Annotated in this window: 24 protein-coding genes; 12 read left to right on the top strand and 12 right to left on the bottom strand. The window is 66.3% G+C overall.

Annotation, left to right across the window (positions count from 1 at the left end; translation table 11 throughout):
* Window positions 1-73: 73 nt before the first annotated feature.
* The 10 genes from CRO22_RS05300 to ccmI form a co-directional block, all read right to left on the bottom strand.
* Window positions 74-676 carry a CvpA family protein gene (locus tag CRO22_RS05300; protein WP_097069083.1) on the bottom strand — a complete coding sequence of 201 codons (603 nt, stop codon included), beginning with the start codon at window positions 674-676 and terminating at the stop codon, window positions 74-76.
* A 28-nt stretch (window positions 677-704) separates the two neighbouring features.
* Window positions 705-2,075, bottom strand: a complete 1,371-nt coding sequence (gene radA, locus CRO22_RS05295; RefSeq protein WP_097069082.1) for a DNA repair protein RadA — start codon at window positions 2,073-2,075, stop codon at window positions 705-707.
* 63 nt (window positions 2,076-2,138) lie between these two features.
* Window positions 2,139-5,231 (bottom strand): calcium-binding protein, encoded by a 3,093-nt coding sequence (locus CRO22_RS19315; protein WP_097069081.1) that lies wholly within the window; start codon window positions 5,229-5,231, stop codon window positions 2,139-2,141.
* Window positions 5,232-5,387: 156 nt separating this feature from the next.
* A complete protein-coding gene (locus CRO22_RS05285; RefSeq protein ID WP_097069080.1) occupies window positions 5,388-5,855 on the bottom strand; it encodes a paraquat-inducible protein A in 468 nt (155 codons plus the stop codon).
* Window positions 5,852-6,595: an ABC transporter ATP-binding protein gene (locus CRO22_RS05280; RefSeq protein WP_097069079.1), complete on the bottom strand. Its 744-nt coding sequence runs from the start codon at window positions 6,593-6,595 to the stop codon at window positions 5,852-5,854. The genes CRO22_RS05285 and CRO22_RS05280 overlap by 4 nt, the downstream gene beginning before the upstream one ends.
* A complete protein-coding gene (locus tag CRO22_RS05275; RefSeq protein WP_176518560.1) occupies window positions 6,592-7,368 on the bottom strand; it encodes an MlaE family ABC transporter permease in 777 nt (258 codons plus the stop codon). Before CRO22_RS05275 ends, CRO22_RS05280 begins: the two co-directional genes overlap by 4 nt.
* A complete protein-coding gene (gene alr / locus CRO22_RS05270; RefSeq protein ID WP_097069077.1) occupies window positions 7,368-8,417 on the bottom strand; it encodes an alanine racemase in 1,050 nt (349 codons plus the stop codon). The genes CRO22_RS05275 and alr overlap by 1 nt, the downstream gene beginning before the upstream one ends.
* A 56-nt stretch (window positions 8,418-8,473) precedes the next feature.
* Window positions 8,474-8,704: a DUF1289 domain-containing protein gene (locus CRO22_RS05265; RefSeq protein ID WP_097069076.1), complete on the bottom strand. Its 231-nt coding sequence runs from the start codon at window positions 8,702-8,704 to the stop codon at window positions 8,474-8,476.
* Window positions 8,697-9,176: a Holliday junction resolvase RuvX gene (gene ruvX / locus CRO22_RS05260; RefSeq protein ID WP_097069075.1), complete on the bottom strand. Its 480-nt coding sequence runs from the start codon at window positions 9,174-9,176 to the stop codon at window positions 8,697-8,699. The genes CRO22_RS05265 and ruvX overlap by 8 nt, the downstream gene beginning before the upstream one ends.
* Window positions 9,173-10,729, bottom strand: coding sequence for a c-type cytochrome biogenesis protein CcmI (ccmI, locus tag CRO22_RS05255; protein WP_097069074.1), 1,557 nt, complete (start codon window positions 10,727-10,729; stop codon window positions 9,173-9,175). The genes ruvX and ccmI overlap by 4 nt, the downstream gene beginning before the upstream one ends.
* 231 nt (window positions 10,730-10,960) lie before the next feature.
* Between ccmI and CRO22_RS05250 the strand changes: the two genes are divergently transcribed.
* The 7 genes from CRO22_RS05250 to CRO22_RS05225 all read left to right on the top strand — a co-directional run bounded on the left by CRO22_RS05250 (window position 10,961) and on the right by CRO22_RS05225 (window position 17,438).
* Window positions 10,961-12,205, top strand: a complete 1,245-nt coding sequence (locus CRO22_RS05250) for a sarcosine oxidase subunit beta family protein (RefSeq protein ID WP_097069073.1) — start codon at window positions 10,961-10,963, stop codon at window positions 12,203-12,205.
* Between the two features lie 136 nt (window positions 12,206-12,341).
* Window positions 12,342-12,518 (top strand): hypothetical protein, encoded by a 177-nt coding sequence (locus tag CRO22_RS18800; protein ID WP_176518547.1) that lies wholly within the window; start codon window positions 12,342-12,344, stop codon window positions 12,516-12,518.
* 48 nt (window positions 12,519-12,566) lie between these two features.
* On the top strand, window positions 12,567-12,890 hold the full coding sequence (locus tag CRO22_RS05245) for a sarcosine oxidase subunit delta (RefSeq protein ID WP_097069072.1): 324 nt from the start codon (window positions 12,567-12,569) through the stop codon (window positions 12,888-12,890).
* Window positions 12,887-15,841 carry a sarcosine oxidase subunit alpha family protein gene (locus CRO22_RS05240; RefSeq protein ID WP_097069071.1) on the top strand — a complete coding sequence of 985 codons (2,955 nt, stop codon included), beginning with the start codon at window positions 12,887-12,889 and terminating at the stop codon, window positions 15,839-15,841. The genes CRO22_RS05245 and CRO22_RS05240 overlap by 4 nt, the downstream gene beginning before the upstream one ends.
* On the top strand, window positions 15,834-16,400 hold the full coding sequence (locus CRO22_RS05235; RefSeq protein WP_342745161.1) for a sarcosine oxidase subunit gamma: 567 nt from the start codon (window positions 15,834-15,836) through the stop codon (window positions 16,398-16,400). The genes CRO22_RS05240 and CRO22_RS05235 overlap by 8 nt, the downstream gene beginning before the upstream one ends.
* Window positions 16,401-16,550: 150 nt before the next feature.
* Window positions 16,551-16,730: a hypothetical protein gene (locus CRO22_RS05230; RefSeq protein WP_097069070.1), complete on the top strand. Its 180-nt coding sequence runs from the start codon at window positions 16,551-16,553 to the stop codon at window positions 16,728-16,730.
* 108 nt (window positions 16,731-16,838) lie between these two features.
* On the top strand, window positions 16,839-17,438 hold the full coding sequence (locus CRO22_RS05225; RefSeq protein WP_097069069.1) for a superoxide dismutase: 600 nt from the start codon (window positions 16,839-16,841) through the stop codon (window positions 17,436-17,438).
* Window positions 17,439-17,510: 72 nt separating this feature from the next.
* Here the strand turns inward: CRO22_RS05225 and CRO22_RS05220 are convergent, their stop codons facing one another.
* Complete coding sequence (locus CRO22_RS05220) at window positions 17,511-18,875, bottom strand: tryptophanase (RefSeq protein WP_097069068.1); 1,365 nt, start codon at window positions 18,873-18,875, stop codon at window positions 17,511-17,513.
* A gap of 207 nt (window positions 18,876-19,082) precedes the next feature.
* Between CRO22_RS05220 and rarD the strand changes: the two genes are divergently transcribed.
* A complete protein-coding gene (gene rarD, locus CRO22_RS05215) occupies window positions 19,083-19,967 on the top strand; it encodes an EamA family transporter RarD (RefSeq protein WP_097069067.1) in 885 nt (294 codons plus the stop codon).
* 38 nt (window positions 19,968-20,005) lie between these two features.
* On the opposite strand, the gene CRO22_RS05210 is transcribed toward rarD, so the two are convergent.
* Window positions 20,006-20,578, bottom strand: a complete 573-nt coding sequence (locus CRO22_RS05210) for an LOG family protein (RefSeq protein ID WP_097069066.1) — start codon at window positions 20,576-20,578, stop codon at window positions 20,006-20,008.
* Between the two features lie 127 nt (window positions 20,579-20,705).
* Here CRO22_RS05210 and CRO22_RS05205 point away from each other — a divergent pair, with 127 nt between their 5' ends.
* The 4 genes from CRO22_RS05205 to CRO22_RS05190 all read left to right on the top strand — a co-directional run bounded on the left by CRO22_RS05205 (window position 20,706) and on the right by CRO22_RS05190 (window position 26,334).
* Complete coding sequence (locus tag CRO22_RS05205) at window positions 20,706-22,199, top strand: LysM peptidoglycan-binding domain-containing protein (RefSeq protein WP_097069065.1); 1,494 nt, start codon at window positions 20,706-20,708, stop codon at window positions 22,197-22,199.
* 114 nt (window positions 22,200-22,313) lie between these two features.
* Entirely contained in the window at window positions 22,314-24,176 is a 1,863-nt protein-coding gene (locus CRO22_RS05200; protein ID WP_097069064.1) for an ABCB family ABC transporter ATP-binding protein/permease, read from the top strand.
* Between the two features lie 138 nt (window positions 24,177-24,314).
* Window positions 24,315-24,959, top strand: coding sequence for a hypothetical protein (locus tag CRO22_RS05195; RefSeq protein WP_097069063.1), 645 nt, complete (start codon window positions 24,315-24,317; stop codon window positions 24,957-24,959).
* Window positions 24,960-25,017: 58 nt separating this feature from the next.
* A complete protein-coding gene (locus CRO22_RS05190; RefSeq protein ID WP_097069062.1) occupies window positions 25,018-26,334 on the top strand; it encodes a PQQ-like beta-propeller repeat protein in 1,317 nt (438 codons plus the stop codon).
* The last annotated feature ends 3 nt before the right edge of the window (window positions 26,335-26,337 follow it).

Below are 26,337 nucleotides of genomic sequence, written 5' to 3'. Positions count from 1 at the left end.
CGCGAAACAGAAGGGCTGTTAAGCCCTCCCGCCCGGAAATCGTTATCGAAGTGTCACGTTTTTGCGTGCTGCCTTAATTGCTGGCAGGCGCCGGGGCCGGGGCGGCAGCGGAGCTGGGCGTTGCGTCGCCACATTTCGCCACCAGCGCATTATACCGCCCGACGATCCAGGCTGGTGCATCTTCGGGCATGCTCTGGTCGAGTTTGTCCGACATTGACATGAAGACCTTCGCGGAGCGCGAATTGTCGACCACCGGAATCGCCTCGGCGCTCACCAGCCGGTCATAGACGATAAAGGCGGCCGCGATCAGGATCACGCCGCGCGCCACGCCGAAGAGAAAGCCGAGCCCCTGATCGAGCCCGCCGAGCGCCGAGCGTTGTACGGCAGAGGCGAAAAGCGGCGTGAGGATCGAGAAGACGACGAGGGCGAGGGCGAAGACCGCGGCAAAGCCGCCGATCGTGGCCAGTTCGCAGCTGTCGGCCAGAAACTTGTTGAGCACCGGCAGTTGCGCGATCAGCGGGCGCGCCGCATCGGCGAACGTATAGGCCACGACAGCCGCAGCGATCCAGCCGATGATGGCCAGCCCCTCGCGCACGAAGCCGCGGCTGTAAGCGAGCACTGCCGACAGGATAATGGTGATCGCCACGATGGCGTCAACGATGGTGAAACCTTCCATTCCGGCTGCCTCTGCTGTTCTCGCCGCGCTATCCTGCGCCGAACATGTCCCCAACGAATGTCACGAGATCGGGCAGCTTGCGCAGCGCCATCCCCGCGCTGCCCTCGACTTTGGTGCCGACGGGCAGGATCGCCTGTGAGAAACCAAGTTTCTCCGCCTCTTTCAACCTGTTTTCCGCCTGCCCGACCGGGCGCAGCGCCGCGGAGAGGGAGATTTCTCCGAAAATTACGAGGTCTGGCGGAAGTGCCACATCTTCGCGCGCACTGAGCAACGCCGCGGCGAGCGCCAGATCGGCGGCGGGTTCGAGCACCTTGAGCCCGCCCGCAACGTTCAAGAAAACGTCAAGCCCGGCAAAGGGGATGCCGCACCGGCTTTCGAGCACGGCGAGGATCGTCGAGACCCGCCCCGAATCGAGCCCCACCACGGTGCGCCGGGGGCTTGCGAGCGAGGAGGGGGCGACGAGCGCCTGAATTTCGGTCAACACGGGCCGCGTGCCCTCGATCCCGGCAAAGACGGCCGAGCCGGGCGCTGGCTGGCCGCGCTCGCTCAAAAACAGCGCCGAGGGGTTGGCCACTTCGGCCAGGCCGCCCCCCGTCATCTCGAACACGCCGATCTCCGAGGCCGGGCCGAAGCGGTTTTTTACCGCGCGCAGAATGCGGAACTGGTGCCCCCGCTCGCCCTCGAAATAAAGCACCGTATCGACCATGTGCTCGACCACGCGGGGGCCGGCGATCTGGCCCTCTTTCGTCACATGGCCCACCAGCACCACCGAGACGCCGCGGGATTTGGCAAAGGTGACCAGCTCATGCGCGGCCGCGCGCACCTGGCTCACCGAGCCGGGCGCGGCCTCGACCATGTCGGCCCACATCGTCTGGATCGAATCGATCACCACGAGGTCGGGCCGTTCCGCCTCGAGCGTGGTGAGGATGTCGCGCAGGTTGGTCTCGGCGCCGAGCTGCACGGGGGCATCGGCGAGCCCCAGCCGGGCGGCGCGCATGCGCACCTGCGCCGAGGCTTCCTCGCCCGAGATGTAGAGGCATTTGAGCCCGCGCCGCGCGAAGGCGGCCACCGCCTGCAACAGCAGTGTCGATTTGCCGATGCCGGGGTCGCCGCCCACAAGGATTGCCGAGGCGGGCACCAGCCCGCCGCCCAGCACCCGGTCGAATTCCGCCATGCCGCACAGGGTGCGCGGCGGCGGGGCCTCTTCGGTGGCAAGCGTGGTCAGGTCGATGCGCCGCCCCTTGGCGCCGCCAAGGCTTTTCGAGGCGGGGCCGGAGACGGAGAGCGGCGCCTCCTCGACGATCGCATTCCAGGCGCCGCAGGCGTCGCAACGCCCCGACCATTTGCGGTGCACGGCACCGCATTCGGTGCAGGTGAAGGAAGCGGATGCCTTGGCCATGCGCCCTTGTGGCAGAGTGGCGCGCGCCGGGCAAGCGCGCGCCACTCCGGCCGGGCGCGCGGTTCAGAGGAAGACAAAATCCTCCTTCCCGAGCGTGTCGAGGCCAAGAACAAGGATGGTCTGGCCGTCATAGCTCAACGCGACTGCCGCCGCGCCCTCGTAGGTTACCGTTTCCGGGGCGAGCGCGTCGAAATAGGCCTGCAGGCCGCTGCCGCCCGGCGCCTTTTCCACCCCGACCAGCCGGATCAGATCCTCGCCGCGGGTGAAATCGGTGAGGATGTCGACATTGCCCTCGGTGCCCGCATTGAACAGGAACACATCCGCACCGGCGCCGCCGGTCATCGTGTCGTTCCCCTCGCCGCCGTTGATCAGATCGTCGCCGGCATCGCCATCGATCAGGTCGTGCCGTCCGCCCCCGGCGAGGAAATCATCGCCCGCGCCGCCCAGGATCGTGTCATCGCCCTCGCCGCCGCCGATCGTGTCATTGCCGGTATCGCCCGCGAGGCTGTCTCGGCCCGAGCCGCCGCCCATCGCATCGTTGCCGTCGTCGCCCAGGAGCGTGTCATTGCCAAAGCTCGCCCCCATCACGTCATTGCCGGTCCCGCCGTTCATGGAATCGTCGCCCGCGCCGCCGTTCACGGTGTCCTTGCCCGCCGAGCCGAGGAGCGTGTCATCGCCCATGCCGCCGCCCATGAAATCGTTGCCGTCGCCGCCATCCATGCTGTCGTTGTCGAGGCCGCCACCCATCCGGTCATTGCCCGCGCCGCCATAGAGCGAATCTGCCCCTTCGGCGCCGGAGATGTTGTCATCCCCCGTGCCGCCATCGACAGTGTCGTTGCCCGGCCCACCGCGCAGGCCGTCATCGCCCGCCCCGCCCGAGAGCAGGTCATCGCCATCTTCGCCCGAAAGGAGGTCGTCGCCCTCCGCGCCGGTGAGCGTATCGGCGCCCGCGGTGCCCTCGAGCGTGAGATCCACCGGACCCGCCGCCACCACCGTGTCAGACACCGCCGAGGTGACGCTTTCATGCGTGCCGAAAAGGTCAGTGTAGCTCAGCACGGCCGCGATCACATGGCCCTGATCGGCGGACGTGAGCGTGTAGCTGGCCGCGGTCGCGCCCGAGATCACCGTGCCGTCGCACAGCCATTGCCAGCCGAGGGTGGGGGCGTTGATGCCATCGGCATCGGCCACGCTCGAACTGGCGGTGAGCACCGCACCCACCTGCGCCGTACCCGAAAGCGTCACCACGCCCGTCGGCGCCGCGTTCACATTGGTGATGGTCCAGGTGAAGCTGTCAGAGGTGGTGAGGATGCCGTCAGAGGCCGTCACCGTCACCGACATCGGTGCGCCACCCGCCACGGCGGCGACATTGCCCGAGATCACCGAGCCCGAAAGGCTCAGACCTGCAGCAAGGCCCGTCACCGTGTAGCTCAGGCTGTCGCCATCGGCATCGGAGAAGTAATCCGCCAGATCGAGCGAGATCGTGCCCTCGGCATGAGTGAGCGTTGCGGGCAGGGTCGAGACCGGCGCATCGCCGATCACATAATCTGCCAGCGTTTCCCATGTGTAGGTATGGGTGCTGTAGCTGTTGTAATAGAACAGCACCGTCTCCACGCCGCGCAGGGTGGTTCCGTTGTAAAGGAGCGTATCGGCCGAGACCGCCGAGAGGAGCGATTGCGAGAAGTCGCTGTCGAAGATCACGGTATCGCTGCCCGCGCCGCCGTCGAGCGTATCGCCGCTGCCGCCCACGAGCGTGTCATCGCCCGCCCCGCCCGAGAGGCTGTCATTGCCCGCGCCGCCATCGAGATAATCGGCCACGGCGGAGCCTGTGAGCGTGTCATTGCCCTCGCGCCCGAAGAGGGCCGCGCCGGTGACGGCGGCGGTCAGCGCATCGGCGCCGGTGGTGCCGAGCTGGTCTTCCATCAGCCGCCATGTCAGCACTTCGGGGCCATCGCCGTTCCAGCTGTCATTGCCTTCGATCAGGGCGAGATACTGGCCATTGCCGAGCAGCGCAAATTCCGGCGGGACGTTGTAATAGGTGGTGTCATCGTCGGGCACATGGCTCTGGGTGAGCACAAAGCGGCCATCCACCAGAGCGTTGTCCGCATCAAAGCGGTAGCCATAGGTCGTGTAGGCGGGGTTGTAGCCCGAATACATCGCGGTGATCAGGAACCCGCCATCCGAAGTCGCCGTGGCGCGGATGTCGACGTAATAGCTTCCCAGTTCCATCGCATCGGTGAGCGGCGTGCCATCTGCCGCAAAACGGCGCCAGTATCCGCTCTCCTCGCCGCACCAGGCCACCACGAAATCACCGTTCTCAAGCACGGCGACCGAGGCCTCCTGGGCCCAGGTGTCGGTCGCCTGGCTGATCATGAAGGCCGAGCCAATTGCGGTGCCCGAGGCGCTGTAAAGCTGCCCCATCACCGCGGGATCCGCACTCTCGTTGCCCGGAGCACCCTCGCCGCCGCGCATCACGACGATATAGGTGCCATTGTCGAGCGCCGCGATATCGGAGGTGTAGCTCACCAGATCCCAACCGTAAGAGATGCTGGCGACCCAGGGGGTGACTTGCGTGACCGGACTGGCGGCGATACCGGTGGCGCTGAAGGTCTGGGTATAGATCGTGCTTGCGCCCGCATATTGCGCCAGCATCCCGGCGTAGGTTCCGTCGAGCGAAAGCGCGAACCCGCCCCCTTCCAGTGCCGTCAGAGCCGCGCTGCCCGCGCTCGCATGCACCTCTACATATTCGTCTCGGCTTTCCAGATAGCGGTCGGGAAGGTCGACAGTGACATCGTTCAACAGCACGCCCGCGGCGGTGAAAGTCTGCACGCGGTAATCGAGCGTGTCCGGGTCTTCCCAGGCGATCGCATAGCCTCCCCCCGCGAGCCCGGTGACGACGGGGTAGTAATAGGCTGATATGCTCGCCACGCCCTCGACATGCGCGATCACGATCTGTCCGCCGACGGCATTGCCCGAGGCATCGTAGCGCTGCGCGGTGACTTCGCGGTCATAGCCGGAGACTGCATTGTCGAGGCGCTGCTCAAAAACGACGAGTGCGCCGCCATCGGCGAGAGCGGTGATGCTGGAGTGATATTGCTGGCCAGTACTGTCGTCGTGGGCATGGCTGGACCCGGCGGCGGCCACAAGATGATACGTCATGACGAAAACCTCTCCTGATAGAGGCCCGGAACAGGGCTTCGGATTCTGACCGACGGCCGCTTCCTTTCTGCTGCGCGGACCGGGGTTTCGGGGCGGGTTTAAGAATTAATGTGCGTAATCTTAAGGCAGATGCGCGGTCCGGCGGATTGATTTCGATCAATCCCGGCCGCCGCGACGGGCAGGCGGGGCCGCGAGAAAGGACAGAGCCAGCGAGGCCAGCACGCAAAAGGTGAAGAGATAGAGCCCCCAGCCGGTTTCAACCCGGCCAAGCCCGATGCCCTTGGCCAGCACGATATAGAGAGCGACAAGGAAGATATCGGCCATCGCAAGCCGTCCCAGCAGGTGGAGCGCCGGAAGCAGGCGCGGGGACGCGCGGCCGAATTGCACGAGCGCGAGCCCGATCACCTTGGCCAGCGGTGCGACCAGCGCGAAAAACGCCACCACGAGCGCCAGGAAGACATCTTCGCGCCAAATCACGGCGAGACCCGAAAGCACCGAGATCTCGTTCAGATCGAAGAAGGGCAGGAGCCCCGCGCGCAGCAGAGGTGCTGTCCAGGCGAGGGGATAGAGCAGCAGGAGTGTCAGATTGGCGGTTCTCAGCGCCGTCTCCGCACGCCCGCTCATCGCACCGCGGCAATCGGGCCTTCGGCCAGTCCGTGGATGAATTGATGCACGTAGGGGTCTGAGGTGCTGTCCATATCCGCAATCGGCCCGTGCCAGCGGATCTTGCCCGCATGGAGCATCGCCACCTTGTCGGCAATCGCGCGCACCGAGGACATGTCATGGGTGATGGTGATCGCGGTGGCCCCCATCTCGCGCACGACCGAGTTGATCAGCGCGTTGATCACGCCGGCCATGATCGGGTCGAGCCCGGTGGTGGGTTCGTCAAAAAAGATCACCGTGGGATCGGTGGCGATGGCGCGGGCAAGGCCCACGCGCTTTTGCATGCCGCCCGACAGCTCGGCCGGGAAGAGGTCGGCCACTTCGGGGCCGAGCCCGACACGGGCGAGCTTTTCCACCGCTACGGCGCGCGCCTCGGCCTTGGGCCGGCGCTCGGGGCCGCGCAGAAGCCGGAAGGCCACGTTTTGCCAGACGGTGAGGCTGTCAAAGAGTGCCGCGCCCTGAAACAGCATGCCGAAGCGGCCGAGAAACGCTTCGCGATGCGCCGCAACCGGGGCGCCGTTCACGGTGATCGTACCCGCGTCGGGGCGCACCAGCCCGAGGATGCATTTGAGCAGCACCGATTTGCCCGTGCCCGAGCCGCCGATCACCACGAGGCTCTCGCCGCGGTCCACCCGCAGGCTGACGCCGCGCAGCACCTGCTTGGCGCCGAAAGATTTTTGCAGTCCCTCGATCTCGATCATGCGGAGAAGAACACCTCCGTCAGCAGGTAGTTGGCGGCAAGGATCAGGATCGAGGCGGCGACCACGGCGGATTTGGTGGCTGCCCCCACGCCCTGCGCGCCGCGGCCCGAGTTCATGCCGTGATAGCACCCCATCAGCGCGACGATGAAGCCGAAGGCCGCGCCCTTCACAAGGCCCGAGCCCACGTCCCAGACCTCAAGATATTCCCAGGTGTTGCGCAGATAAGTCGAGGAATTGAAGCCAAGCCGCCCGGTGCCCACGAGCCATCCGCCCATCACGCCGATGATGTCGCCCACCGCGACGAGCACCGGCACCGAGAGCGTGGCCGCGAGCACCCGCGGCACGGCGAGGTATTTCAAGGGGTTGGTGGAAAGGGTGACGAGCGCGTCGATCTGTTCGGTCACTTTCATCGTGCCAATCTCGGCGGCAATCGAGCTTGCGACCCGCGCCGCCACCATCAGCCCGCCCAGGACCGGGCCAAGCTCGCGCACCATGCCGATCGCGACAATCGAGGGCACGACGGATTCCGCCGAGAAGCGCGCCCCGCCTGCGTAGATCTGCAGCGCCAGCGCGGCGCCGGTGAAAACGGCGGTCAGCCCCACGACCGGCAGCGAGAGCCAGCCAATCTGCAAAAGTGCGACGAGAAATTCGCGCCGGTAAAAGGGGGGCCGGAACAGATGACTGACCACGGCGCCTGCGAAAAGCCCGACCCGGCCCGCGGCGGCGAGCCCGCCGAGCGTGCCGCGGCCGAGCGCGGCAAGCGCGGTGAGGATCACGAATGCCCCCCGGCATAGCTGCGCTGATAGCGCGCACCGAGCGCGGTAAGGATCTCGTAGCCGATCGTGCCGACCGTTTCGGCCAGCGCGTCGATGCCCTGCTGCGGGCAGATCAGGTCGAGCGCTTTGGGCACTTCGGCCAGATCGGTGATGTCGACGGTGACAAGATCCATCGAGATCCGGCCGACGAGCGGACAGGGGATCGCGCCGAAATAGAGCGTCGCATTGTTGGAAAACCGCCGCGTCAGCCCGTCGGCATAGCCCGCCGAAAGCGTGGCGATGCGGCTGTCTTTCGGCGCGGTCCAGCTGTTCGAATAGCCCACCGTCTCGCCCGCCTGCACCTCGCGGATCTGCACCACGGGCAGCGACAGCGTGACCACGCTTTGCGAGCCTTCCCACGGCAGGCCGCCATAAAGGCCGATGCCGGGGCGCGTGACGTCAAAATGATAGTCCGCGCCCAGCAGGATGCCGCCCGTGGCCGAAAGCGAGCGCGGCACGCCGAGCCCCTCGGTCATCGACCGGAAGGCGGCCAACTGGCTCGCGTTCATCGGATGGTCGGGCTCGTCGGCACAGGCGAGGTGGCTCATGATCAGCTTCGGCCCGGCGCCGAGAATGGACGGCGCCACCGCCTGCCATTCCGCCGCCTCCATGCCGAGCCGGTTCATCCCGGTGTCGAGCTGCACGCCAAAGGCCGCGCCCGGCAGCGCCTCGAAATGGCGCGTCACCTGTTCGAGCGAATTGAGCATCGGCGTCAGCGCCAGATCGCCGATCATTTCGGTATCGCCCGCCATATGGCCGGAGAAGACGAAGATCTCGGGCCCTTCGCCGAGCGCCTGACGCACCGCGGCGCCTTCTTCGGCGGCGGCCACGAAAAACTTGCGGGCGCCTGCGCGGGCAAGGGTGCGCGCTACATGCGCGGCGCCGAGCCCGTAGCTGTCGGCTTTCACCACCGCGCCGGTCTCGGTCGCGGAAGCGGTCATCTTGTCGAGTGCGCGCCAATTGGCGAGCACGGCGTCGAGGTCAATGCGGAGCGATGCGGTAGCCATGCCGTTTTCTGTTGTCTGAGGGGCGCGAGGTCAAGCGCAAACAATCGTGAAGGGGCTTACTCGGGAGGGCGGGCGGCGCGCCCGCCGCGGCGCTTTTTCAGCCGCTGGGCGCGGGCCGGAAGCTCGGCCATCAGCGCGAGCCGCTCGGGGCGGCTCAGCCGGGACCATGCGCCGATTTCGGCCAGCGTGCGGTAGCAGCCGACGCAAAGCCCCTCGGTCGGGTGCATGACGCACACCTTGACGCAGGGCGTGTCGGGCTCGTCGCGGCTCCAGATCTCGTCAGACATCGGCGCGCCCCAGATGGCCGAGCCGGTCCAGCGCGCCTTGCAGGATGAACCCCGCGGCGACATGGTCCACGAGTTCCGCGCGGCGCTTGCGCGACAGATCCGCCTCCAGCATCGCGCGCTCGGCGGCGACGGTAGAGAGCCGTTCGTCCCAAAAGGTGATCGGCAGCGGCGTGAGCTTTTCGAGGTTGCGGGCAAAGGCTCGGGTCGATTGCGCGCGCGGCCCCTCTGAGCCGTCCATGTTGACGGGAAGGCCAAGCACAAGGCCCACGATCTCGCGCTCGGCCACGATCTTCAAAAGCTCCGCCGCATCGAGGGTGAATTTTTCGCGCCGGATCGTGCGCAGCGGCGTGGCGATTGAGCGCAATGTGTCGGAGACCGAGACGCCGAGCGTTTTGGTGCCAAGGTCCAGGCCCGCGAGCGCGCCAACCCTCGGCAGGGCGGCGGCAAACTCCGCAATAGCGGGGCAGATCATGGGCGCACCCCGGCGGCTTTTGCGGCGGCCTCAAGCGTGGCAAGGCCGGCGTCATCGCCTGCGAGCGCGGCCTGGCCCTTGGCGAGCATCGCGCGCGCCTCGTCTTCCTTGCCGATCTTGGTGAGCACGCCCACCGCGCGCGCCCATTCCTCGGCGCTGCCGCCCGTGTCGTTGAGCCGGCTCACCAGCCGGTCGACCATGCCTGCGATCATCGCCTGCCGGTCCTCGGCGCTCATCTCGCCCGCGGCCTGAACCTGCTCTTGCGACGGGCCGGGGAGCGCGGCGGAGGGGGCTGCGGGCGCGCTTTCAAGCTTGCCCAGCGGCGTTTCTGCCGCGGCCTCGATCTGCGCAAGCTCCTCGGGCTTTTGCGCAAATTTCTGCCGCGCCTCGGTGGCAATCGCGTTTGCGCGCTCTTCCTCGCCGATCAGGCGCAGCGAGGAGATCAGCTTCGCCCAATCCGCCGCGGTGCCGCCCTCATTGGCGAGCCGCGCATTGAGGTTTTCCACCATCCCGCGGATCATCTGCGCGCGCGCCTCGGGGCTCATGTCTTCGGCGGCGGCCATCTCCGCAGCCGAGGGGCCGCGCGGCACCGGCATCGGCACGGTGTACTCCTGCTCACCCGCAAGCCATGCCAGCGCCTCGATATTTTGAACCACTTGGTCAACCCAGAAGGCGTCAGCCGGCGAAGCACGAAGAGCTGCATCCCAAAGAGGGAATGCACGATCATAACGGCCGTTTTGGATCATCATCAAACCAGCATAATACAACGCTAAAGCGTTACGAGGATCCTTTTCAAGTGCAATTGCAAATGCCGCTTCCGAATCAGCCGTAATAATATCTCCTGCCGCAAGCGCCATCAAAAAGCCAAGCCTTGCATAGTCATTAGAGGTCGCCGCATTCCGCTTGATAGCAATAATGCGGCGTTGGGCGATCCAGCTCTCTCGCAGATTTTGATTTTGAAATTCGGCTATTACCAACTGGTCAAGCAAATTGATGTCATTTGGTTGATCTTGCACCGCTTTACGTGCGCGATTTAAGGCTTCCTTGCTTTCATCTGAAATCTGCGGGGCAGGGCCGCGCGCGGCCTCGGCCTGCGCCTCGGCCGCCTCCTGGCTTGGGCGGTTCGCATAGCTCTCGTTGGCTGCCGCGATCCGCGATGCCATCGGCTCGTCGGGCATGCCTGCGGCGCCAAGCTGGTCATAAAGCAGGAAGCTGCCGCCCGCGAGCAGCGCCACAAGCCCGCCCGAAACCGCGACGGTCAGCGCCCGCGGCGCCCCCGCCTGCGCCCCCGCCTGCGCCTCCTTGCCTGCCGCCTGCACCGCCCGGTCGGCCTCCAGCAGTCGCCGCGAGATCTCGATCTTGAGCCGCTCGGCCTCCACATCCGACAGCACGCCCCGCGCGCGGTCCTTTTCCACCTCGGCGAGCTGCGTGCGGTAAACCGCCATGTCCTGCACCGCCGCTGGCACCTCCGCCCCCCGCGGGCGCAAGAGCGTGATGGCCAGGGCAAAGGCGATCGCCGCCACGAGCACGGCGCAGATGATCGAAAACAGCATCGGGTCTCCTCTTCTCCGCCTCTCCCTTAGCCGGTTCGAACCGTTCCAGAAAGAGACAATCCCGCGATCCTCCCCGCTCACGCGCAGTTGTTCGAAAGGCGTTCCGCCGATGTCGCTTTTGTCCCTCGGATGCCGCTTGAGGGGGGCTTTCGGGGAGGGCGCGGGTTCATCTAGGGTCAAGGGGCGGCAGACTCACGCCGCCCAAGCCGAACCCGAAGCCGAGAGGGGCCGATGAGACGTTATTCGATCTTCGCCGTGGCGCGCGAGGCGCTGCGTTACCATTCCGGATGGGAAAAGGCCTGGGCCTCGCCCGAACCGAAAAAACGCTACGATGTGATCGTGGTGGGGGCGGGCGGCCACGGGCTTGCCACCGCCTATTACCTCGGCAAGGTGCATGGCATCACCAATGTCGCGGTGATCGAGAAGGGCTGGCTTGGCGGCGGCAATACCGGGCGCAACACCACCATCATCCGCTCGAACTATCTGCAGGATCCGTCCTCCGCGATCTTCGAGAAAGCGCGCTCGCTCTACGAGGATCTCAGCACGGATCTCAACTACAACGTCATGTTCAGCCCGCGCGGCCTGTTGATGCTGGCGCAATCCGAACATGAGATGCGCGGCTACAAGCGCACCGTTTATGCCAACAACCTGCAAGGCGTGGAAACCCGCTGGATCGACCGCCATGAGGTGAAGAACCTCGTGCCGATCCTCAATATCGACGGGCCGCGCTACCCGGTCCTTGGCGCGCTCTATCAGGAGCGCGGCGGCACCGCGCGCCACGATGCGGTGGCCTGGGGCTACGCCCGGCGCTGCTCGGCGATGGGGATGGACATCATCCAGAACTGCGAGGTGAAGGGCGTGCGCACCGAGGGCGGCAAGGTCGTCGGCGTCGACACCACGAAGGGCGCGATCGATTGCGGCAAGCTCGCGATCGTCGTCGCCGGTCACTCGAGCGTTCTGGCCGATATGGCGGGCTTCCGGCTGCCGATTGAATCGCGCGCGCTGCAGGCCTGGGTCTCCGAGCCGATCAAGCCGACGATTGACGTTGTTGTGATGGCCAACCTCGTGCATGGCTACATGTCGCAATCCGACAAGGGCGAGCTTGTGATCGGGGGCGGCACCGACGGGTTCAACAACTATTCGCAACGCGGCTCCTGGCAACATGTCGAGGAGACTACCCGCGCGCTGATCGAAACCTTCCCGGTGATCTCGCGGCTGAAAATGCTGCGCCAATGGGGCGGCATCGTCGACATGACGGGCGACCGCTCGCCGATCCTGTCGAAAACCCCGGTCGAAGGCATCTATGTCAACTGCGGCTGGGGCACGGGTGGCTTCAAGGCGATCCCGGGCTCGGGCTATGCGATGGCTGAACTCGTGGCGAAGGACTATTCGCCGCTCGCCGCCGAATTCGGCCTGCACCGCTTCAAGGAAGGGCAGTTCATCGACGAGAGCGTCGCCGCCGGGGTTGCGCATTGATGCACGCGGCCGTTTCATCTTGCTCTCAATATCCCGCGGGGGTCCGGGGGCGCGAAGCCCCCGGCGGCCGCTTCGGGAACCAATCTGCGGCCTGCGCCGTTTCCCTCCGGTACATCAACCGGAATGGAGATGACCCATGGCTGACACATCGACCGGCACAACGACCAGCAATTTCAAGAGCTTCCTCATCGGCGCCCTCATCGTCGTGGTGGCGGGCCTCGGCTGGTACATCTATGACCGCAACCTCGCGAAAGACGAGGCTGAAGTCACCATCACCCTGCCTGATCTCGACATCGGCAAATCATCGAACTGACCGGGGGTCGCGTCGCGCGGCGTGCCTCCAAGCAAAGGAGAGCGCGTCGTGCTGACACTCACCTGCCCCTATTGCGGCGTGACCGTTGAGGAAACCGAACTCTATCCGGGCGGCGAGGCGCATCTCAAGCGCTTCGGCCCCGGTTCGACCGACGCCGAATTCGAGAGCTACATGTTCGCCCGGAAAAACCCCAAAGGGGTGCATTTCGAGCGCTGGCGCCATGCCTATGGCTGCGGCAAGTGGTTTTTGGCCGCGCGCGACACCGTCACCTGGGAGGTGTTCGGCACCTATTCCGCCCAGACCCCCGAGCCGCCTGCCGCGCTCGTGGCCACCATCAAGCAAAAACGCCCGGGCTGGGAGGGCTGGAAATGAGCCAACGTCTTGCCAAAGGCGGCCGTCTGATCGACCGGACAAAGCCGCTCACCTTCACCTTCAACAGCACCCGTTACACCGGTTTTGCTGGCGACACGCTGGCCTCGGCGCTTCTGGGCACCGGAAAATCGCTGCTCGGGCGCTCGTTCAAATATCACCGCCCGCGCGGGCTGGTGGCGAGCGGGGTCGAGGAGCCGAACGTGCTCGTGAACCTTGGCGAAGGCGACCGGCTCGAGCCCGATCAGCGCGCCACCACGACCGAGCTTTTTGACGGCGCTGTCGCTGCGAGCCAGAACCACTGGCCGAGCCTCGCTTTCGACGTGGGCGCGATCAATGATTACGCCTACCGGATGTTCCCGGCGGGCTTCTATTACAAGACCTTCATGGTCTCCACCTGGGCCTGGCACAAGATCTTCGAACCGATCGTGCGCCAAGCCGCGGGCCTTGGCGCCGCGCCGCGCCGCGCTGACCCGGACCGCTATGAGCAAGCCTATGCCTATTGCGACGTGCTCGTTGCGGGCGGCGGCGTGGCGGGCCTGATGGCGGCGCTGAAAGCCGCCAAAGAGGGCAAGCGCGTGATCCTCGCCGAGCAGACCGCGCATTGGGGCGGTCGCGCCCCGGTCGATGGCGGCGAGATCGAGGGCATGGCCCCCGAGGCCTGGGTGAAGAAAACGCTCGAAGTCCTTGGCGCGATGGACAATGTCCGCCTGATGACGCGCACGATGGTGGCCGGTGTGCATGACCACGGCTATGTCATCGTCTATGAGCGTGTGGCCGACCATACGCCGGGCGATGATCGCCCGCGCCACCGGCTCTGGCGCGTGCGCGCCGGTGTGACCAAAGTGGCGACCGGCGCGATCGAACGCCCGCTTGCCTTTGCCGGCAACGACATTCCCGGCGTCATGCTCGCCTCGGCGGTGCGCGATTACATCGTCAATTGGGCGGTGAGCCCGGGCGAGGAGATCATCGTTGTGACGAACAACGACGATGCCTACCGCACCGCGCTTGCGGCGCTCAAGGCCGGGCTGAAAGTGATCGCCGTGCTCGACGCCCGCCCCACCGCCAACGGCCCGCTGGCCGAGGCCGTGAAGGCCAAGGGCGTGCGGGTGATGCCCGGCCATGCCGTCTCCAAGGTGCGCGGCAAATCGAAGGTCGTCGCCGTCGAGATCTGCAAGCAGGAGAGCGCGGGCGAAGTTGTCGAAGTGCTGGGCTGCGATGTGGTGGCGATGTCGGGCGGCTGGTCGCCGGTCGTGCATCTTTATTCGCATGCTGGCGGCAAGGTGCTCTGGGATGAGGCGGCGGCGATGTTCCGCCCCGATCCGGCCCGTCCGCCCACCGGCGACAAGGCGCAGCCGATTGCCGAAGTGGTCGGCGCCGCCAATGGCGCGCTCACGCTCACCGCGCTCTGCGCCGAGGCCGGTCTTGCCGGTGGCGCCGAGGCGGAAGCCCCGCTCGCACCGGTTTGGGTGATGCCCGCGAAAGCCAAGGACAAGCTGAAGTTCAAGGCCTTCCTCGACTTCCAGAACGATGTGAAGGTCTCGGATGTGCAGCTCGCCGCGCGCGAGGGCTATGCCTCGGTCGAGCATACCAAGCGCTATACCACGCTTGGCATGGCAACCGATCAGGGCAAGCTGAGCAACATCAACGGCCTTGCCGTGCTCTCCGAAGCGCTCGGCCAGCCGATCCCGCAAACCGGCACCACCACCTTCCGCCCGCCCTACACGCCGATTTCCTTCGGTGCGATCACCGGCGAGGCGCGCGGCGAGATCTTCCAGCCGCTGCGCAAAACGCCGATGCATGGCTGGCACGAAACGCATGGGGTGCATTGGGAGCCTGTGGGCCTGTGGCGCCGCCCCTATACCTACCCGCGCGCGGGCGAGGGGCACCGCGACAGCGTCAACCGCGAGATCGTCAACACCCGCACCAATGTGGGTCTCTTGGACGCCTCGACGCTCGGCAAGATCGTCGTCAATGGCCCCGATGCCGGCAAGTTCCTCGACATGATGTATACCAACATGATGTCGACCCTGCCGGTGGGCAAATGCCGCTACGGGCTGATGTGCTCGGACAACGGCTTTTTGATCGACGATGGCGTGGTGGTGCGGCTCTCCGAGGATACGTGGCTGTGCCACACCACCTCGGGCGGCGCCGATCACATCCACGCGCATATGGAAGACTGGCTGCAATGCGAGTGGTGGGACTGGAAGGTCTATACCGCCAACCTCACCGAGGAATATGCCCAGATCGCCGTGGTCGGCCCGAAGGCGCGGATGCTGTTGGAAAAACTCGGCGGCATGGATGTCTCGAAAGAGGCGCTGCCCTTCATGACCTTCAAGGAAGGTGAGCTTGGCGGCTTCCCGGTGCGGATCTACCGGATCTCCTTCTCGGGCGAGCTCTCCTACGAGATCGCGGTGCCCGCGAATATGGGCCTCGCGCTGTGGGAAAAACTGAACGAGGCCGGGGCCGCGTTCAGCGCCATGCCCTATGGCACCGAGGCGCTTCACGTGATGCGGGCCGAGAAGGGCTTCATCATGATCGGCGACGAGACCGACGGCACCGTGATCCCGCAAGATCTCGGCCTCGGCTGGGCGATCTCGAAGAAGAAGGAAGACTACCTCGGCAAACGCGCGCAGGCGCGGGTGCACATGACCGACCCGGACCGCTGGACCCTTGTCGGGCTGGAAACGCTCGACGGGTCGGTTCTGCCCGATGGCGTCTATGCCGTCGACGAAGGCGTGAACGAGAACAACCAGCGCAAGGTGCAGGGCCGCGTGACCTCGACCTATTATTCGCCGGTGCTGAACAAAGGCATCGCGATGGGTCTGGTGAAACACGGGCCGAGCCGCATGGGCGAGGTGCTCGATTTCCCCGCCGACAACGGCGTGGTGATCAAGGCGCGGATCTGTGATCCGGTGTTCTACGACAAGGCGGGAGAAAAGGCCGATGTCTGAGATGATGACAGGAGCGGTGTCTCCGCTGAACGGGAAAACCATCGCCACCGGTTTTGCTACGGTGGCGGAAGTCGGGCTGAAGGGCATGGTGAGCCTGCGCGCCGATCTCGGCTCGAAGGCGCTCGCCAAGGCGCTCAAGGCGCTGGGGCTGAAAACGCCCGCCCCGCGCGAGATTGTGACCGAGGGCGGCCGGTCGGTCGCCTGGATGAGCCCGGATGAACTTCTGGTGCTGTGCGGCTATGCCGAAGCGGCCGGGGTTGCGACGGATCTGGAAAAGGCGCTGGCGAAGGAGCATGCGCTCGTGGCCAATGTCTCGGATGCGCGCGCGATGTTCACCGTTGCCGGGGCGCGGGCCGATGAAGTGCTGATGAAGCTTTGCCCGGTCGATTTCGCCGCGCTCAAGCCGGGCGAGATGCGCCGCACGCGCTCGGCCCAGGTCGCGGCAGCGCTCTGGCGCTCGGGGCCGGAGGAGCTCAGCCTGATCTGCTTCCGCTCGGTCGCGGGCTACGTGATGGGGCTTCTTGAGGTCTCCTCCCGCAAGGGTGGCGAAATCTCCTGAGCCGGGCAGGGGGGCGCTGCCCCCCGTCCGCAAGCGGATTCCCGTGGGGTGAATTTTCCGCAGGAAAAGAGGGGGGCAGCGCCCCCCTTTTGCGTTTGGGCTTGCCTCGCGGCCCGGGCTGGCGGAGAAGCGGGAAAACAGGAGCGAGTGATGGATTATTCGAAATCAGGCGGGCCGAAACCGGGCCAGAACGCGCCGCGCCATGCCGAGCACAATGCCAAGGGCACGGCGAAGAACCCCTTTGGCAAGGGCGCCGCGAAGGACGAGCTGCTGGCGCGGATGAAGGCTGCGGCGGCGGCGCGCGGGGCCGAAGCGGACAAGAAAGGGTGATGTGCGGCCATTGGGGGCGGTTGTGCAGGAAAACCTTGCCGAGTGCTCTTGACCTTCGCGGTTTCGGTGCTTCATTTAGTCGCAACAGAACCAAAAAGGATCAATCCAATGGCTTTCGAACTTCCCGATCTTCCCTATGCCCATGATGCGCTCGCCGCGCTCGGCATGTCGAAAGAAACGCTCGAATACCACCATGACCTGCACCATAAGGCCTATGTCGACAACGGCAACAAGCTGATCGCCGGCACCGAGTGGGAAGGGAAATCGGTCGAAGAGATCGTCAAGGGCACCTATGTGGCCGGTTCGGTGGCGCAATCGGGTATTTTCAACAACGCCTCGCAGCACTGGAACCATGCCCAGTTCTGGGAAATGATGGGCCCGGGCGGCAAGACCATGCCGGGCGAGCTGGAAAAGGCGATCACTGAGTCCTTCGGCTCGGTTGCCAAGTTCAAGGAAGAATTCGCAGCCGCCGGGGCCGCGCAATTTGGCTCCGGCTGGGCTTGGCTCGTGAAGGACACCGATGGCGCGCTGAAAGTGACCAAGACCGAGAACGGCGTGAACCCGCTCTGCTTTGGCCAGACCGCGCTTCTGGGCTGCGACGTCTGGGAGCACAGCTACTACATCGACTTCCGCAACAAGCGCCCGGCTTACCTCACGAACTTCCTCGACAAGCTCGTGAACTGGGAAAATGTCGCCTCGCGCCTCTGAGGCAGACCCTTCGAATTACCTCCGGAAAGCAGCGAAACCGGCCCCCTCGGGGGCCGGTTTTATGTCATGGGCTCAGAGCTTTTCGAAGCGGCAGGTGAAATGGCGCATCAGTTTTGGCTCCTTGACGATGCGGTAGCCGCGCAGCGCGTCTTTCCTTGCGGCCAGGTCCTCGAAGGCTTCGAGCAGGTAATCGGCGTGGCTTTGCGTGTAGGTGCGCCGCGGGAAGGCGAGGCGGACAAGGTCCATCGCCGCCGGGTGCTCGGAGCCATCGGGCGCGCGGCCAAACATCACCGTGCCGATCTCGCAAGACCGCACCCCGGCGATCTCGTAAAGCGCGACGGCAAGTGCTTGCCCGGGGTATTCGAGCGGCGGGATATGGGCGAGCCAGGCCCGCGCATCGATGAAGACCGCATGCCCCCCCGCCGGGCGCACCACCGGCACGCCCATCGCCACGAGCCGCTCGACGATGTATTCATTGGTGCGGATGCGGTAGCGCAGGTAATCCTCCTCGACGATCTCGGAGAGCCCCTGCGCCAGTGCTTCAAGGTCGCGTCCGGCGAGCCCGCCATAGGTCGGAAAGCCCTCGGTGCGGATCAGATGCCCGCGTGCCTCCTCGGCCAGCGCATCATCATTGAGCGCGAGCCAGCCGCCGATATTGCCGAAGGCATCCTTTTTGGCCGACATCGTCATCCCGTCGGCGACCGAGAAACAGTCCCGCACGATCTCGGGGATCGAGCGCCCGGCCTGCCCTTCCTCGCGGGTCTTGATGAACCAGGCGTTTTCGGCAAAGCGGCAACCGTCGATCACGAAGGGTTTGCCGAACCGATGCGCGAGCCCCGCCACAGCGCGGATATTGGCGAGGCTCACCGGCTGGCCGCCGCCCGCATTGTTGGTGATGGTGAGCATCACCACCGGCACGGCATCGCGATGTTTTTCGAGATAGGCTTCGAGCTTTTCGAGATCCATGTTGCCCTTGAACGGATGCAGGCGCTGCGGATCCTTCCCCTCGGCGATCACGAGGTCGTCGCCCCGCGCACCGGAGGCCTCGATATTGCCGCGCGTGGTGTCGAAATGGGTGTTCGAGGGGATGCATTTGCCTGCCCCCCCGAAGATCGCGAACAAGATCGCCTCGGCGGCACGGCCCTGATGGGTCGGGATCACGTGGCGGAACGGCATCAGGTTTTTTACCGCCGCCTCGAAGCGCGCGAAACTTGGCGAGCCGGCATAGCTTTCATCGCCGCGCATCACCGCCGCCCATTGCTGCGACGACATCGCGCCGGTGCCGGAATCGGTGAGCAGGTCGATCAGCACGTCATCGGAGTGCAGCCCGAAAAGGTTATAGCCCGCCTCGGCGATCAGGCGCTCCCGCTCGGGGCGTGAGGTGAGGCGGATCGGTTCGACCGATTTGATGCGGAAAGGTTCGATGATGGTTTTCATCACGGGGCTCCTGAAATCGGCCCCGGGATTCGTGGCAACCTTTGCACGATGGGACCGAAGCGTCGCGGTTGCCCGGAGATCCGGACCGCGCTCGACGCCCAAAGGGGTTGCAGGCGAAATCTGGCACCGCGCGACGGCGCCGTCAAGCAGGGCTTGACGGCACGCTTGCGGCGCGGTTGATGTGGCGGGCTGACGCAGGAGAGAGCGATGAAAGAGACCACCAAGGGGTTCTGGGCGATCGTTGCGGCCTGCGTGGTCTGGGGTCTTTCAGGGATCTATTACAAGGCGCTTTCCGAGGTGCCGCCCGCGGAGGTGCTCGCCCACCGCACGCTCTGGTCGGCGGTGCTTTTGGGGGGGGTGGTGATGGCGCAGGGCCGCGGCGGGGCGCTGGTCGCGGCGCTCACGGGCCGCGCGCTGCGGGTGCTTGTCGTGGCCGCCGTGGTGATCTCGATCAACTGGTTCGGGTTCATCTGGTCAGTGCAGAATGGCCGCGCGGTCGAGGCCTCGCTTGGCTATTACATCTTCCCGCTCGTCGCCGTGGCGCTCGGTATGGCGGTTTTCGGCGAGCGGATGGGGCGGGCACAGGGCGTGGCGGTGGCGATTGCCGCAGCGGCGGTGGGCTATCTGACCTGGGCGCTCGGCGCAGCGCCCTGGATCGCGCTGCTGCTCGCCGCCACTTTCGGGCTTTACGGGCTGATCAAGAAACGACTCGCGGTGCCTCCGGTCGTTTCGGTTCTGGCGGAAGTGGTCATCCTCACGCCGCTTGCGCTTTCCTTTCTCGCGGCCCAGCATATCGGCGCCTTCGGGCTTGCCCCGCATTCGGGCGCTTTCGGCAACGACCTTGGCCATTCGCTGATGCTTGTCTTTTCGGGCGTGATGACGGGGGGGCCGCTCATGCTCTTCAGCTATGCCGCGCAGCGGGTGCGTCTCGCCACGCTCGGCCTCGTGCAATATCTCAACCCGACGCTGCAATTCCTCGTTGCGGTCGTGGTCTTTGCCGAGCCCTTCACCGCGGCTCATGCCGTGGCCTTCCCGCTGATCTGGGGCGCGCTCGCGCTCTATTCCGCCGCCACCTTGCGCGGCAAGAACTGAGAAGGGGGAGCGCCCCCGCGCGGGTGGGGCCGGGCGCCTCAGCCGAAAGCGCTCTCCAGTGCGGTCTCGAGCTTCGAGACGCTGTCGACCACCTGCACCATGTCGATCAGGCTTGCACTCGCGAAGCCCTCCGCCACGACATGGGCATTGAGCCGCAAGAGCGGATCCCAGTAACCCTCGGTGTTGAGCAGGAAGATCGGCTTTTCATGCAGGCCGATCTGACGCCAGGTGAGCACTTCATAAAACTCGTCAAGGCTGCCTGCGCCGCCGGGCAGCACCACGAGCGCATCGGAATTCATGAACATCACTTTCTTGCGCTCGTGCATGTTCTCGGTGACGATGAATGTCGTGAGGTCGCGCTTGCCCACTTCAAGCTTGAAGAGATGCTCCGGGATCACCCCGAAGGTCTGTGCGCCCGCCGCCTGCGCTGCCCGCGCCACCTCGCCCATCAGCCCCACGTCACCCGCGCCATAGACGAGCCGCCAGCCTCGTGCGGCGAGCATCTGCCCGGTGGCGCGCGCGGCTTCGGCATAGGCCGCTTTCACCCCGTGCCGCGAGCCGCAGAAAACGCAGACCGAGGGGGCGGGTTTGACGAGGGGCGGCAAGGACATCGCAGGGTTCCTTCGGGCTGGGAATGCACGGGCGGGAGTTGCTTTCCCCGGTGATACCGGGTCAGATGGTCACACTCAAGCGGCGGAAATCCGCCGCAGCCGGATCGGGCCGGAAAGGAAGGGCAGCATGGCGGGAGTGGAGCACGAAAGCGGGAGTGCCGGAGGGAAGGGCGGCGCGCTCAAAGGCGCCGCGGCCGGGCTTGTGGTGCTGGCTTCGGCGGCTTTTGGCCTCTGGATCGCCAGCCTGCCACCCGCCCCAGCCCCAGCCCCAGCTCCCGCTCCGACCGTGGCATCGGCGCCGGAACCCTCATCCCCCGCGCCTGCGGCACCGGTGACGGCGCCGCCCGCAGACGAGCGCGCGGCGCCCGGCCCTGCCCCCGAAGCGCAAGCGCCCGCCGCCGAAGCCCGCGCCTCAGGACCGGGCGAAACGGGGCCAGACGAAACGGGTCCAGACGAAACGGGCCCAGGCAAAACCGGGGCGGGCGAAACGGGGGTGATGGCGCCCTTGGCCGCCACGGAGCCGGCGGAGCGGGCCCCGATTGAGCCGGCCGCCGCGGCGCCCGGCCGCGCCGATACCGGACGGAATCTTGCCGCCCCGTCCGGGGATGCCGCGGCCGAAATCACCACGGCAGAACCCACCGAGGTGCCACCAGAGGCCGAATCGCCTGCGAAGCCCGCGCCGCCGGAGATTCGCTTTGATGCCCTGCGCGTCACCCCCGAGGGGGGGCTCACGCTCGCAGGCCGCGTGGCGCCGGGGGCAGCGGTCGAGATCTTGCTCGACGGCGTGCCGATCGCTTCGGCAAGGGGCGACGCACAGGGGGCTTTTGCCGTGCTCGCCGATATCGCGCCCGCCGCCGCGCCGCGCAGCCTGCGGCTGCGGGTGACGGGCGCCGATGGCGTGGCGCAGATTGCGCCCGAGAGCCTGACGGTCGCGCCGAGCCCGGTGGCGATAGCCGAGGCCGCCGCGCAAGAACGCAAGGCTCCCGAACGCATTGCCGCAGAACTGCAGGCGGCGCAGGTGCTGGCCGAAACTCCGCTGGTGACCGATGCCGCGGGGGCGGCGCATGTGCTCGCGGGGGCGACGGAAGTGCTTGGCATCGACACGCTGGCTTTCGATGCCGCGGGACGGATCGCGATTTCGGGCCGTGGCGCGCCGCGGGGCGTCCTTCTGCGCGCCTATATTGACGGTGCCGAAGCGGGGCTTGTGCAGGCGGGCGCCGACGGGGCCTGGGCGATGCAATTGCCGAAAGTGGCTCCGGGCGCGCATGTGTTGCGTGTCGATGCGCTCGATGCGGCGGGCGCGGTGCTTGCCCGCGCCGAACAGGGCTTCGAAGCGGTCGCCCCCCCCGCTCTCGAAGCGGCGGCCCGCGCCGCGGCGCCCGAACCTGCGGTCTCCTCCGCCGTCTCTCCCGCAGCCCTCCCGGCGGCGTCTCCCGCGCCCGAGCCCGTGGCGCCGGTCACCCGCGCCGTGACCATCGCGGCGGGAAACACGCTTTGGGCGATTGCGCGCGAGGCCTATGGCGATCCTTATCTCTACGTGCAGATCTTCGAAGCGAACCGGGGCCAGATCCGCGATCCGAATCTGATCTATCCGGGCCAGGTCTTCACCCTGCCGAAGTGAGCCCGCGACGGCGTTTGGACTGGACAATCCCGTCGGGGCACTTAGGTTGCCGCTCGCAGGCGGGGCACGTGACCCGCTCCCCGGTATCGTCACAGGTTTCGCAAAGGAGGGGCCATGCCGCCCTCTCAGATCACCCAGTCCGGCAAGATGGACCCTTCCGAGCGTGCGCGCGGCTGGCGCACGATCCGCGCGGTTGCCCCCTATCTCTGGCCCGCGGACCACCCTTGGGTGAAGCAGCGCGTGTTGATCGCGATGGCCTTTCTCGTTGCGGCAAAGCTGATCTCGGTCGGCACGCCCTTCCTTTACAAGGCGGCGGTCGACGGGCTGGCGGGCGAGGGGCGCAGCGAGGCCTGGCTTTTAGGCTTTGGCGCGGTGGCGCTGACGGTTGCCTATGGGCTTGCGCGGTTGATGTCGGTGGGTTTTGGCGAATTGCGCGACGCGGTCTTTGTGCGCGTGGCGCAACGCGCGCTGCGCCAGCTTGCGCTTGAGACCTTCCAGCATATCCACGCGCTGTCGCTGCGCTATCACATCACCCGCAAGACGGGCGGGCTCTCGCGTATTGTCGAGCGCGGCGTGAAGGGCGTCGATTTCCTTTTGCGCTTCATGCTCTTTTCGGTCGGGCCGCTGATCCTCGAGCTGACGCTGGTCACGCTGATCTTCGCCTTCCTGTTCGACTGGCGCTATGCGCTCGTGGTGGTGGGCACGATCTGGACCTATGTCACCTTTACCTTCCGCATCACCGAATGGCGGGTGGCGATCCGCCGCAAGATGAACGATGCCGACAGCGCCGCGAACCAGAAGGCGATCGACAGCCTTCTGAACTTCGAGACGGTGAAATATTTCAGCGCCGAGAAGCGCGAGGCAGCACGCTATGATGCCTCGATGGCGCATTACGAACAGGCGGCGGTGAAAACCGGCCAGAGCCTTGCCGCGCTCAATGCGGGCCAGACGCTGATCATCACCGCGGGACTTGTCGCGGTGATGGTGATGGCCGCGCTTGAGGTGCAGGCGGGCACGCTCACCGTGGGCGATTTCGTCATGGTGCAGGCCTATATGATCCAGATCACCATGCCGCTTGGCTTCCTTGGCACGGTCTACCGTGAGATCCGGCAGGCGCTTGTCGATATGGGCGAGATGTTCGATCTGCTGCACCAGCCTGCCGAGATCACCGATGATCCCGACGCGAAACCGCTGGTGGTGACGGGCGGCGCGCTGCGCTTCGAGGCGGTCGATTTCGCCTATAGCCCGGAGCGGCCGATCCTGCATGCTGTGTCGCTCGATGTGGCGGCGGGGCAGAAGGTGGCGCTGGTCGGTCCCTCTGGCTCGGGCAAGTCGACCATCGGGCGGCTGATGTTCCGCTTCTACGAGGTGACGGGCGGGCGCATCACCATCGACGGGCAGGACATTCGCAAGGTGACGCAAGAGAGCCTGCACGAGGCGATTGGCGTGGTGCCGCAAGATACGGTCCTTTTCAACGACACGATCCGTTACAACATCGCCTATGGGCGCTCTGACGCGAGCCAGGCCGAGATCGAGACTGCGGCGCAAGCGGCGAAGATCCATGAGTTCGTGATGAGCCTGCCCGAGGGGTATGACACGCAGGTGGGCGAGCGCGGCCTGAAGCTCTCGGGCGGCGAGAAGCAGCGCGTCGGCATTGCGCGCACGCTTTTGAAGAACCCGCCGATCCTGCTTCTGGATGAGGCCACCTCGGCGCTCGACACGCAGACCGAGCGCGACATTCAGGAAAGCCTCGATGCGATGGGCGAAGGGCGCACGGTGATCGTGATCGCGCACCGGCTTTCCACTATCGCCGATGCCGACCGGATCGTGGTGCTCGAAAAGGGCGTGATCGTCGAGGAAGGCAGTCACGAGGCGCTGCTCGCCCGCGGCGGGCGCTATGCGGCGATGTGGGCGGCCCAGAAGGCCGAGGAAGAGGCCGAGGAACACGCGGCTTCGGGGTCCGAAGCGGCGGAATGAGGCTGCGCCGCGCGGAGGCGGCGCCCGCTTTCCTCGTCCTTCATTCGGGAGCCGGTCGTGACGGGGACGGCGTTTCCCGGCCTTGGCAAGGCGCCGCCCTTGCGTATAGATAGGGCCAAAGATCAAGGAGCCTTGAGCGTGCACGACAGCGACAGTTTCATTGACGAAGTCACCGAGGAAGTGCGCCGCGACCGGCTCTGGGGGCTGTTTCGCAAATATGGCTGGATCGGTGTTCTGGCGATCTTCGGGCTTGTCGGCGGCTCGGCGTTCTATGAATGGCAAAGGGCACGGGCGGCGGCCGAGGCGGAGGGGTTCGGCGATGCGATCCTGGCCGCGATGCAGAGCGACAATCCCGCCGAGACGATGGCGGATCTGGCCGCGGTGGGGCCGCAACAGGGCTTTCTGAAACTGCTCCTCGCGGCGCAGGCGGCTGAGGACGGGAAGACCGAGCTTGCGCTTGAGGATCTGCGCGCGGTTGCGGCCGACGCCACGCTGCCCGGGAGCCTGCGCGCGCTCGCAAGGCTCAAGGCGGTGCTTGTCGCGGGCGATCTGATGACGCCTGAGGAGCGTGCCGCCGAGCTAGACGCTCTGGCGACCCCGGGCCAGCCGTTCCGGCTTCTGGCAATGGAACAGCAGGCGCTCGCGCTGCAGGCGGCGGGCGACAGCGCCGGGGCGATCGCCAAGGCGCGCGAGATTCTCGGCGAAAGCGGCGTCACCTCGGGCTTGCAACAGCGCGCGACAGAGTTGATTGTGGCGCTCGGCGGTGATCCGGCGGCGGCGTGACGTTCCGGACGGGGCAGGGCGGCCGAGGCCGCGAAGAGATGAAGGCAGGGAGACAGCCGTGAAGCGGATTGCGGGACTGGCCGTTCTGGGCGTGGCGATAGCGCTGGCGGGCTGCGAAAAGGATGTGCATCTGGAAGGCGAGCGGCTCGATCCGCGCGCCTTGCTTGCGGACGCCGCTTCCGACCCTGCCTCGGCGATCGAGGGGCCGCGCGCGCTTGCGTTGCCCGGCGTGGTGACGAATGCCGACTGGCCGCAGCGCGCGGGCGGGCCGAGCCATGGCATCGTCAATGCCGCGCTCGGGCAGGGGCTGACGCCGGTCTGGTCGGCGCCGATCGGGGCGGGCCAATCGCGCCGCTACCGCATCGCGGCCGCTCCGGTGGCGGCAGGCGGGCGGATCTTCACTCTCGACAGCCAGTCGCGCCTGACCGCGACCGGCACCAACGGGGCAACGCTCTGGGCCGCCGACATCGCCGCCCCGGGCGACCGTGACGATGATGCCACCGGCTCGGGTCTCGCCGTGGCCGATGGCAAGGTCTTCGCCACTTCCGGTTTTGCCGAGCTGATCGCTCTGGATGCCGCGTCGGGGCAGATCCTCTGGCGGCAGGATTTCGACGCCGGGATCGGCGGCGCGCCAACGGTTTACGAGGGCGTCGTCTATGTGCTGGCGCGCGACGGCTCCGCCTGGGCGGTCGAGGCGGCGGACGGCAAGGTGGTCTGGCAGATTGGTGGCGTGCCCGGCAAGGTTGGCATGTCGGGCGTGTCCGCACCGGCGATCACGGGCAAGACCGTGATCTTCCCCTTCGCCACCGGCGAGATGCTTGCGCTTGACCGCGCGACGGGGGCCCCGGTCTGGCGGGCGCAACTGGCGGGCGGCCGGCTCGGGCGCGGCTATACGATCGTCTCTGACCTCACCGGCGATCCGGTGGTGATCGGCGATACCGTTTATGCGGGTTCCTCGGCGGGGCGGCTCGGCGCTTTTGACGCCGTGACCGGCGTGGCGCGCTGGACTGCGACCGAGGGCGCGGTGAGCCCGGTGCAGGTGGCGGGCGGCTCGGTCTTCCTGATCTCGGATGAGAACAAGCTGATGCGGCTCGATGCGGCGAATGGTGCCGAAATCTGGGCCGTTGATCTGCCCGATTACGTTACCGACAAGATCCGCAAGCAAAACGAGATCCATGTGAACCTCGGCCCGGTGCTGGCGGGCGGTCGGCTCTTCGTCGTGTCCTCGGACGGGCTTTTGCGCTGTTTCGACCCGAGCTCCGGCGCGCTGATCGGCCAGGCGGAGCTTCCCGGGGGCGCCGCCACCGACCCGATCGTGGCCGGATCCACCCTTTACGTCGTTTCGCGCAATGGGCAACTCCACGCTTTTCGTTGAGGC

The organism is Rhodobacter maris (genome assembly GCF_900217815.1).
GTDB classification, from domain to species: Bacteria; Pseudomonadota; Alphaproteobacteria; order Rhodobacterales; family Rhodobacteraceae; genus Rhodobacter; species Rhodobacter maris.
The sequence above is the reverse complement of the archived record's forward strand: the minus strand, read 5'-3'. Positions and strand labels throughout refer to the sequence as shown.

What these genes read in the sequence shown, in the direction of transcription:
- CRO22_RS05205 (WP_097069065.1), top strand. Translation starts at nt 20,706, where the DNA reads ATGGCGGGAGTGGAGCACGAAAGCGGGAGTGCCGGAGGGAAGGGCGGC.
- ccmI (WP_097069074.1), bottom strand. Translation starts at nt 10,729, where the DNA reads ATGCTGTTTTCGATCATCTGCGCCGTGCTCGTGGCGGCGATCGCCTTT.
- CRO22_RS05235 (WP_342745161.1), top strand. Translation starts at nt 15,834, where the DNA reads ATGTCTGAGATGATGACAGGAGCGGTGTCTCCGCTGAACGGGAAAACC.
- CRO22_RS05225 (WP_097069069.1), top strand. Translation starts at nt 16,839, where the DNA reads ATGGCTTTCGAACTTCCCGATCTTCCCTATGCCCATGATGCGCTCGCC.
- radA (WP_097069082.1), bottom strand. Translation starts at nt 2,075, where the DNA reads ATGGCCAAGGCATCCGCTTCCTTCACCTGCACCGAATGCGGTGCCGTG.
- CRO22_RS05240 (WP_097069071.1), top strand. Translation starts at nt 12,887, where the DNA reads ATGAGCCAACGTCTTGCCAAAGGCGGCCGTCTGATCGACCGGACAAAG.
- CRO22_RS05300 (WP_097069083.1), bottom strand. Translation starts at nt 676, where the DNA reads ATGGAAGGTTTCACCATCGTTGACGCCATCGTGGCGATCACCATTATC.
- CRO22_RS19315 (WP_097069081.1), bottom strand. Translation starts at nt 5,231, where the DNA reads ATGACGTATCATCTTGTGGCCGCCGCCGGGTCCAGCCATGCCCACGAC.
- ruvX (WP_097069075.1), bottom strand. Translation starts at nt 9,176, where the DNA reads ATGATCTGCCCCGCTATTGCGGAGTTTGCCGCCGCCCTGCCGAGGGTT.
- rarD (WP_097069067.1), top strand. Translation starts at nt 19,083, where the DNA reads ATGAAAGAGACCACCAAGGGGTTCTGGGCGATCGTTGCGGCCTGCGTG.
- CRO22_RS05280 (WP_097069079.1), bottom strand. Translation starts at nt 6,595, where the DNA reads ATGATCGAGATCGAGGGACTGCAAAAATCTTTCGGCGCCAAGCAGGTG.
- CRO22_RS05210 (WP_097069066.1), bottom strand. Translation starts at nt 20,578, where the DNA reads ATGTCCTTGCCGCCCCTCGTCAAACCCGCCCCCTCGGTCTGCGTTTTC.
- CRO22_RS05200 (WP_097069064.1), top strand. Translation starts at nt 22,314, where the DNA reads ATGCCGCCCTCTCAGATCACCCAGTCCGGCAAGATGGACCCTTCCGAG.
- alr (WP_097069077.1), bottom strand. Translation starts at nt 8,417, where the DNA reads ATGGCTACCGCATCGCTCCGCATTGACCTCGACGCCGTGCTCGCCAAT.
- CRO22_RS05230 (WP_097069070.1), top strand. Translation starts at nt 16,551, where the DNA reads ATGGATTATTCGAAATCAGGCGGGCCGAAACCGGGCCAGAACGCGCCG.
- CRO22_RS05265 (WP_097069076.1), bottom strand. Translation starts at nt 8,704, where the DNA reads ATGTCTGACGAGATCTGGAGCCGCGACGAGCCCGACACGCCCTGCGTC.
- CRO22_RS05220 (WP_097069068.1), bottom strand. Translation starts at nt 18,875, where the DNA reads ATGAAAACCATCATCGAACCTTTCCGCATCAAATCGGTCGAACCGATC.
- CRO22_RS05250 (WP_097069073.1), top strand. Translation starts at nt 10,961, where the DNA reads ATGAGACGTTATTCGATCTTCGCCGTGGCGCGCGAGGCGCTGCGTTAC.
- CRO22_RS18800 (WP_176518547.1), top strand. Translation starts at nt 12,342, where the DNA reads ATGGCTGACACATCGACCGGCACAACGACCAGCAATTTCAAGAGCTTC.
- CRO22_RS05285 (WP_097069080.1), bottom strand. Translation starts at nt 5,855, where the DNA reads ATGAGCGGGCGTGCGGAGACGGCGCTGAGAACCGCCAATCTGACACTC.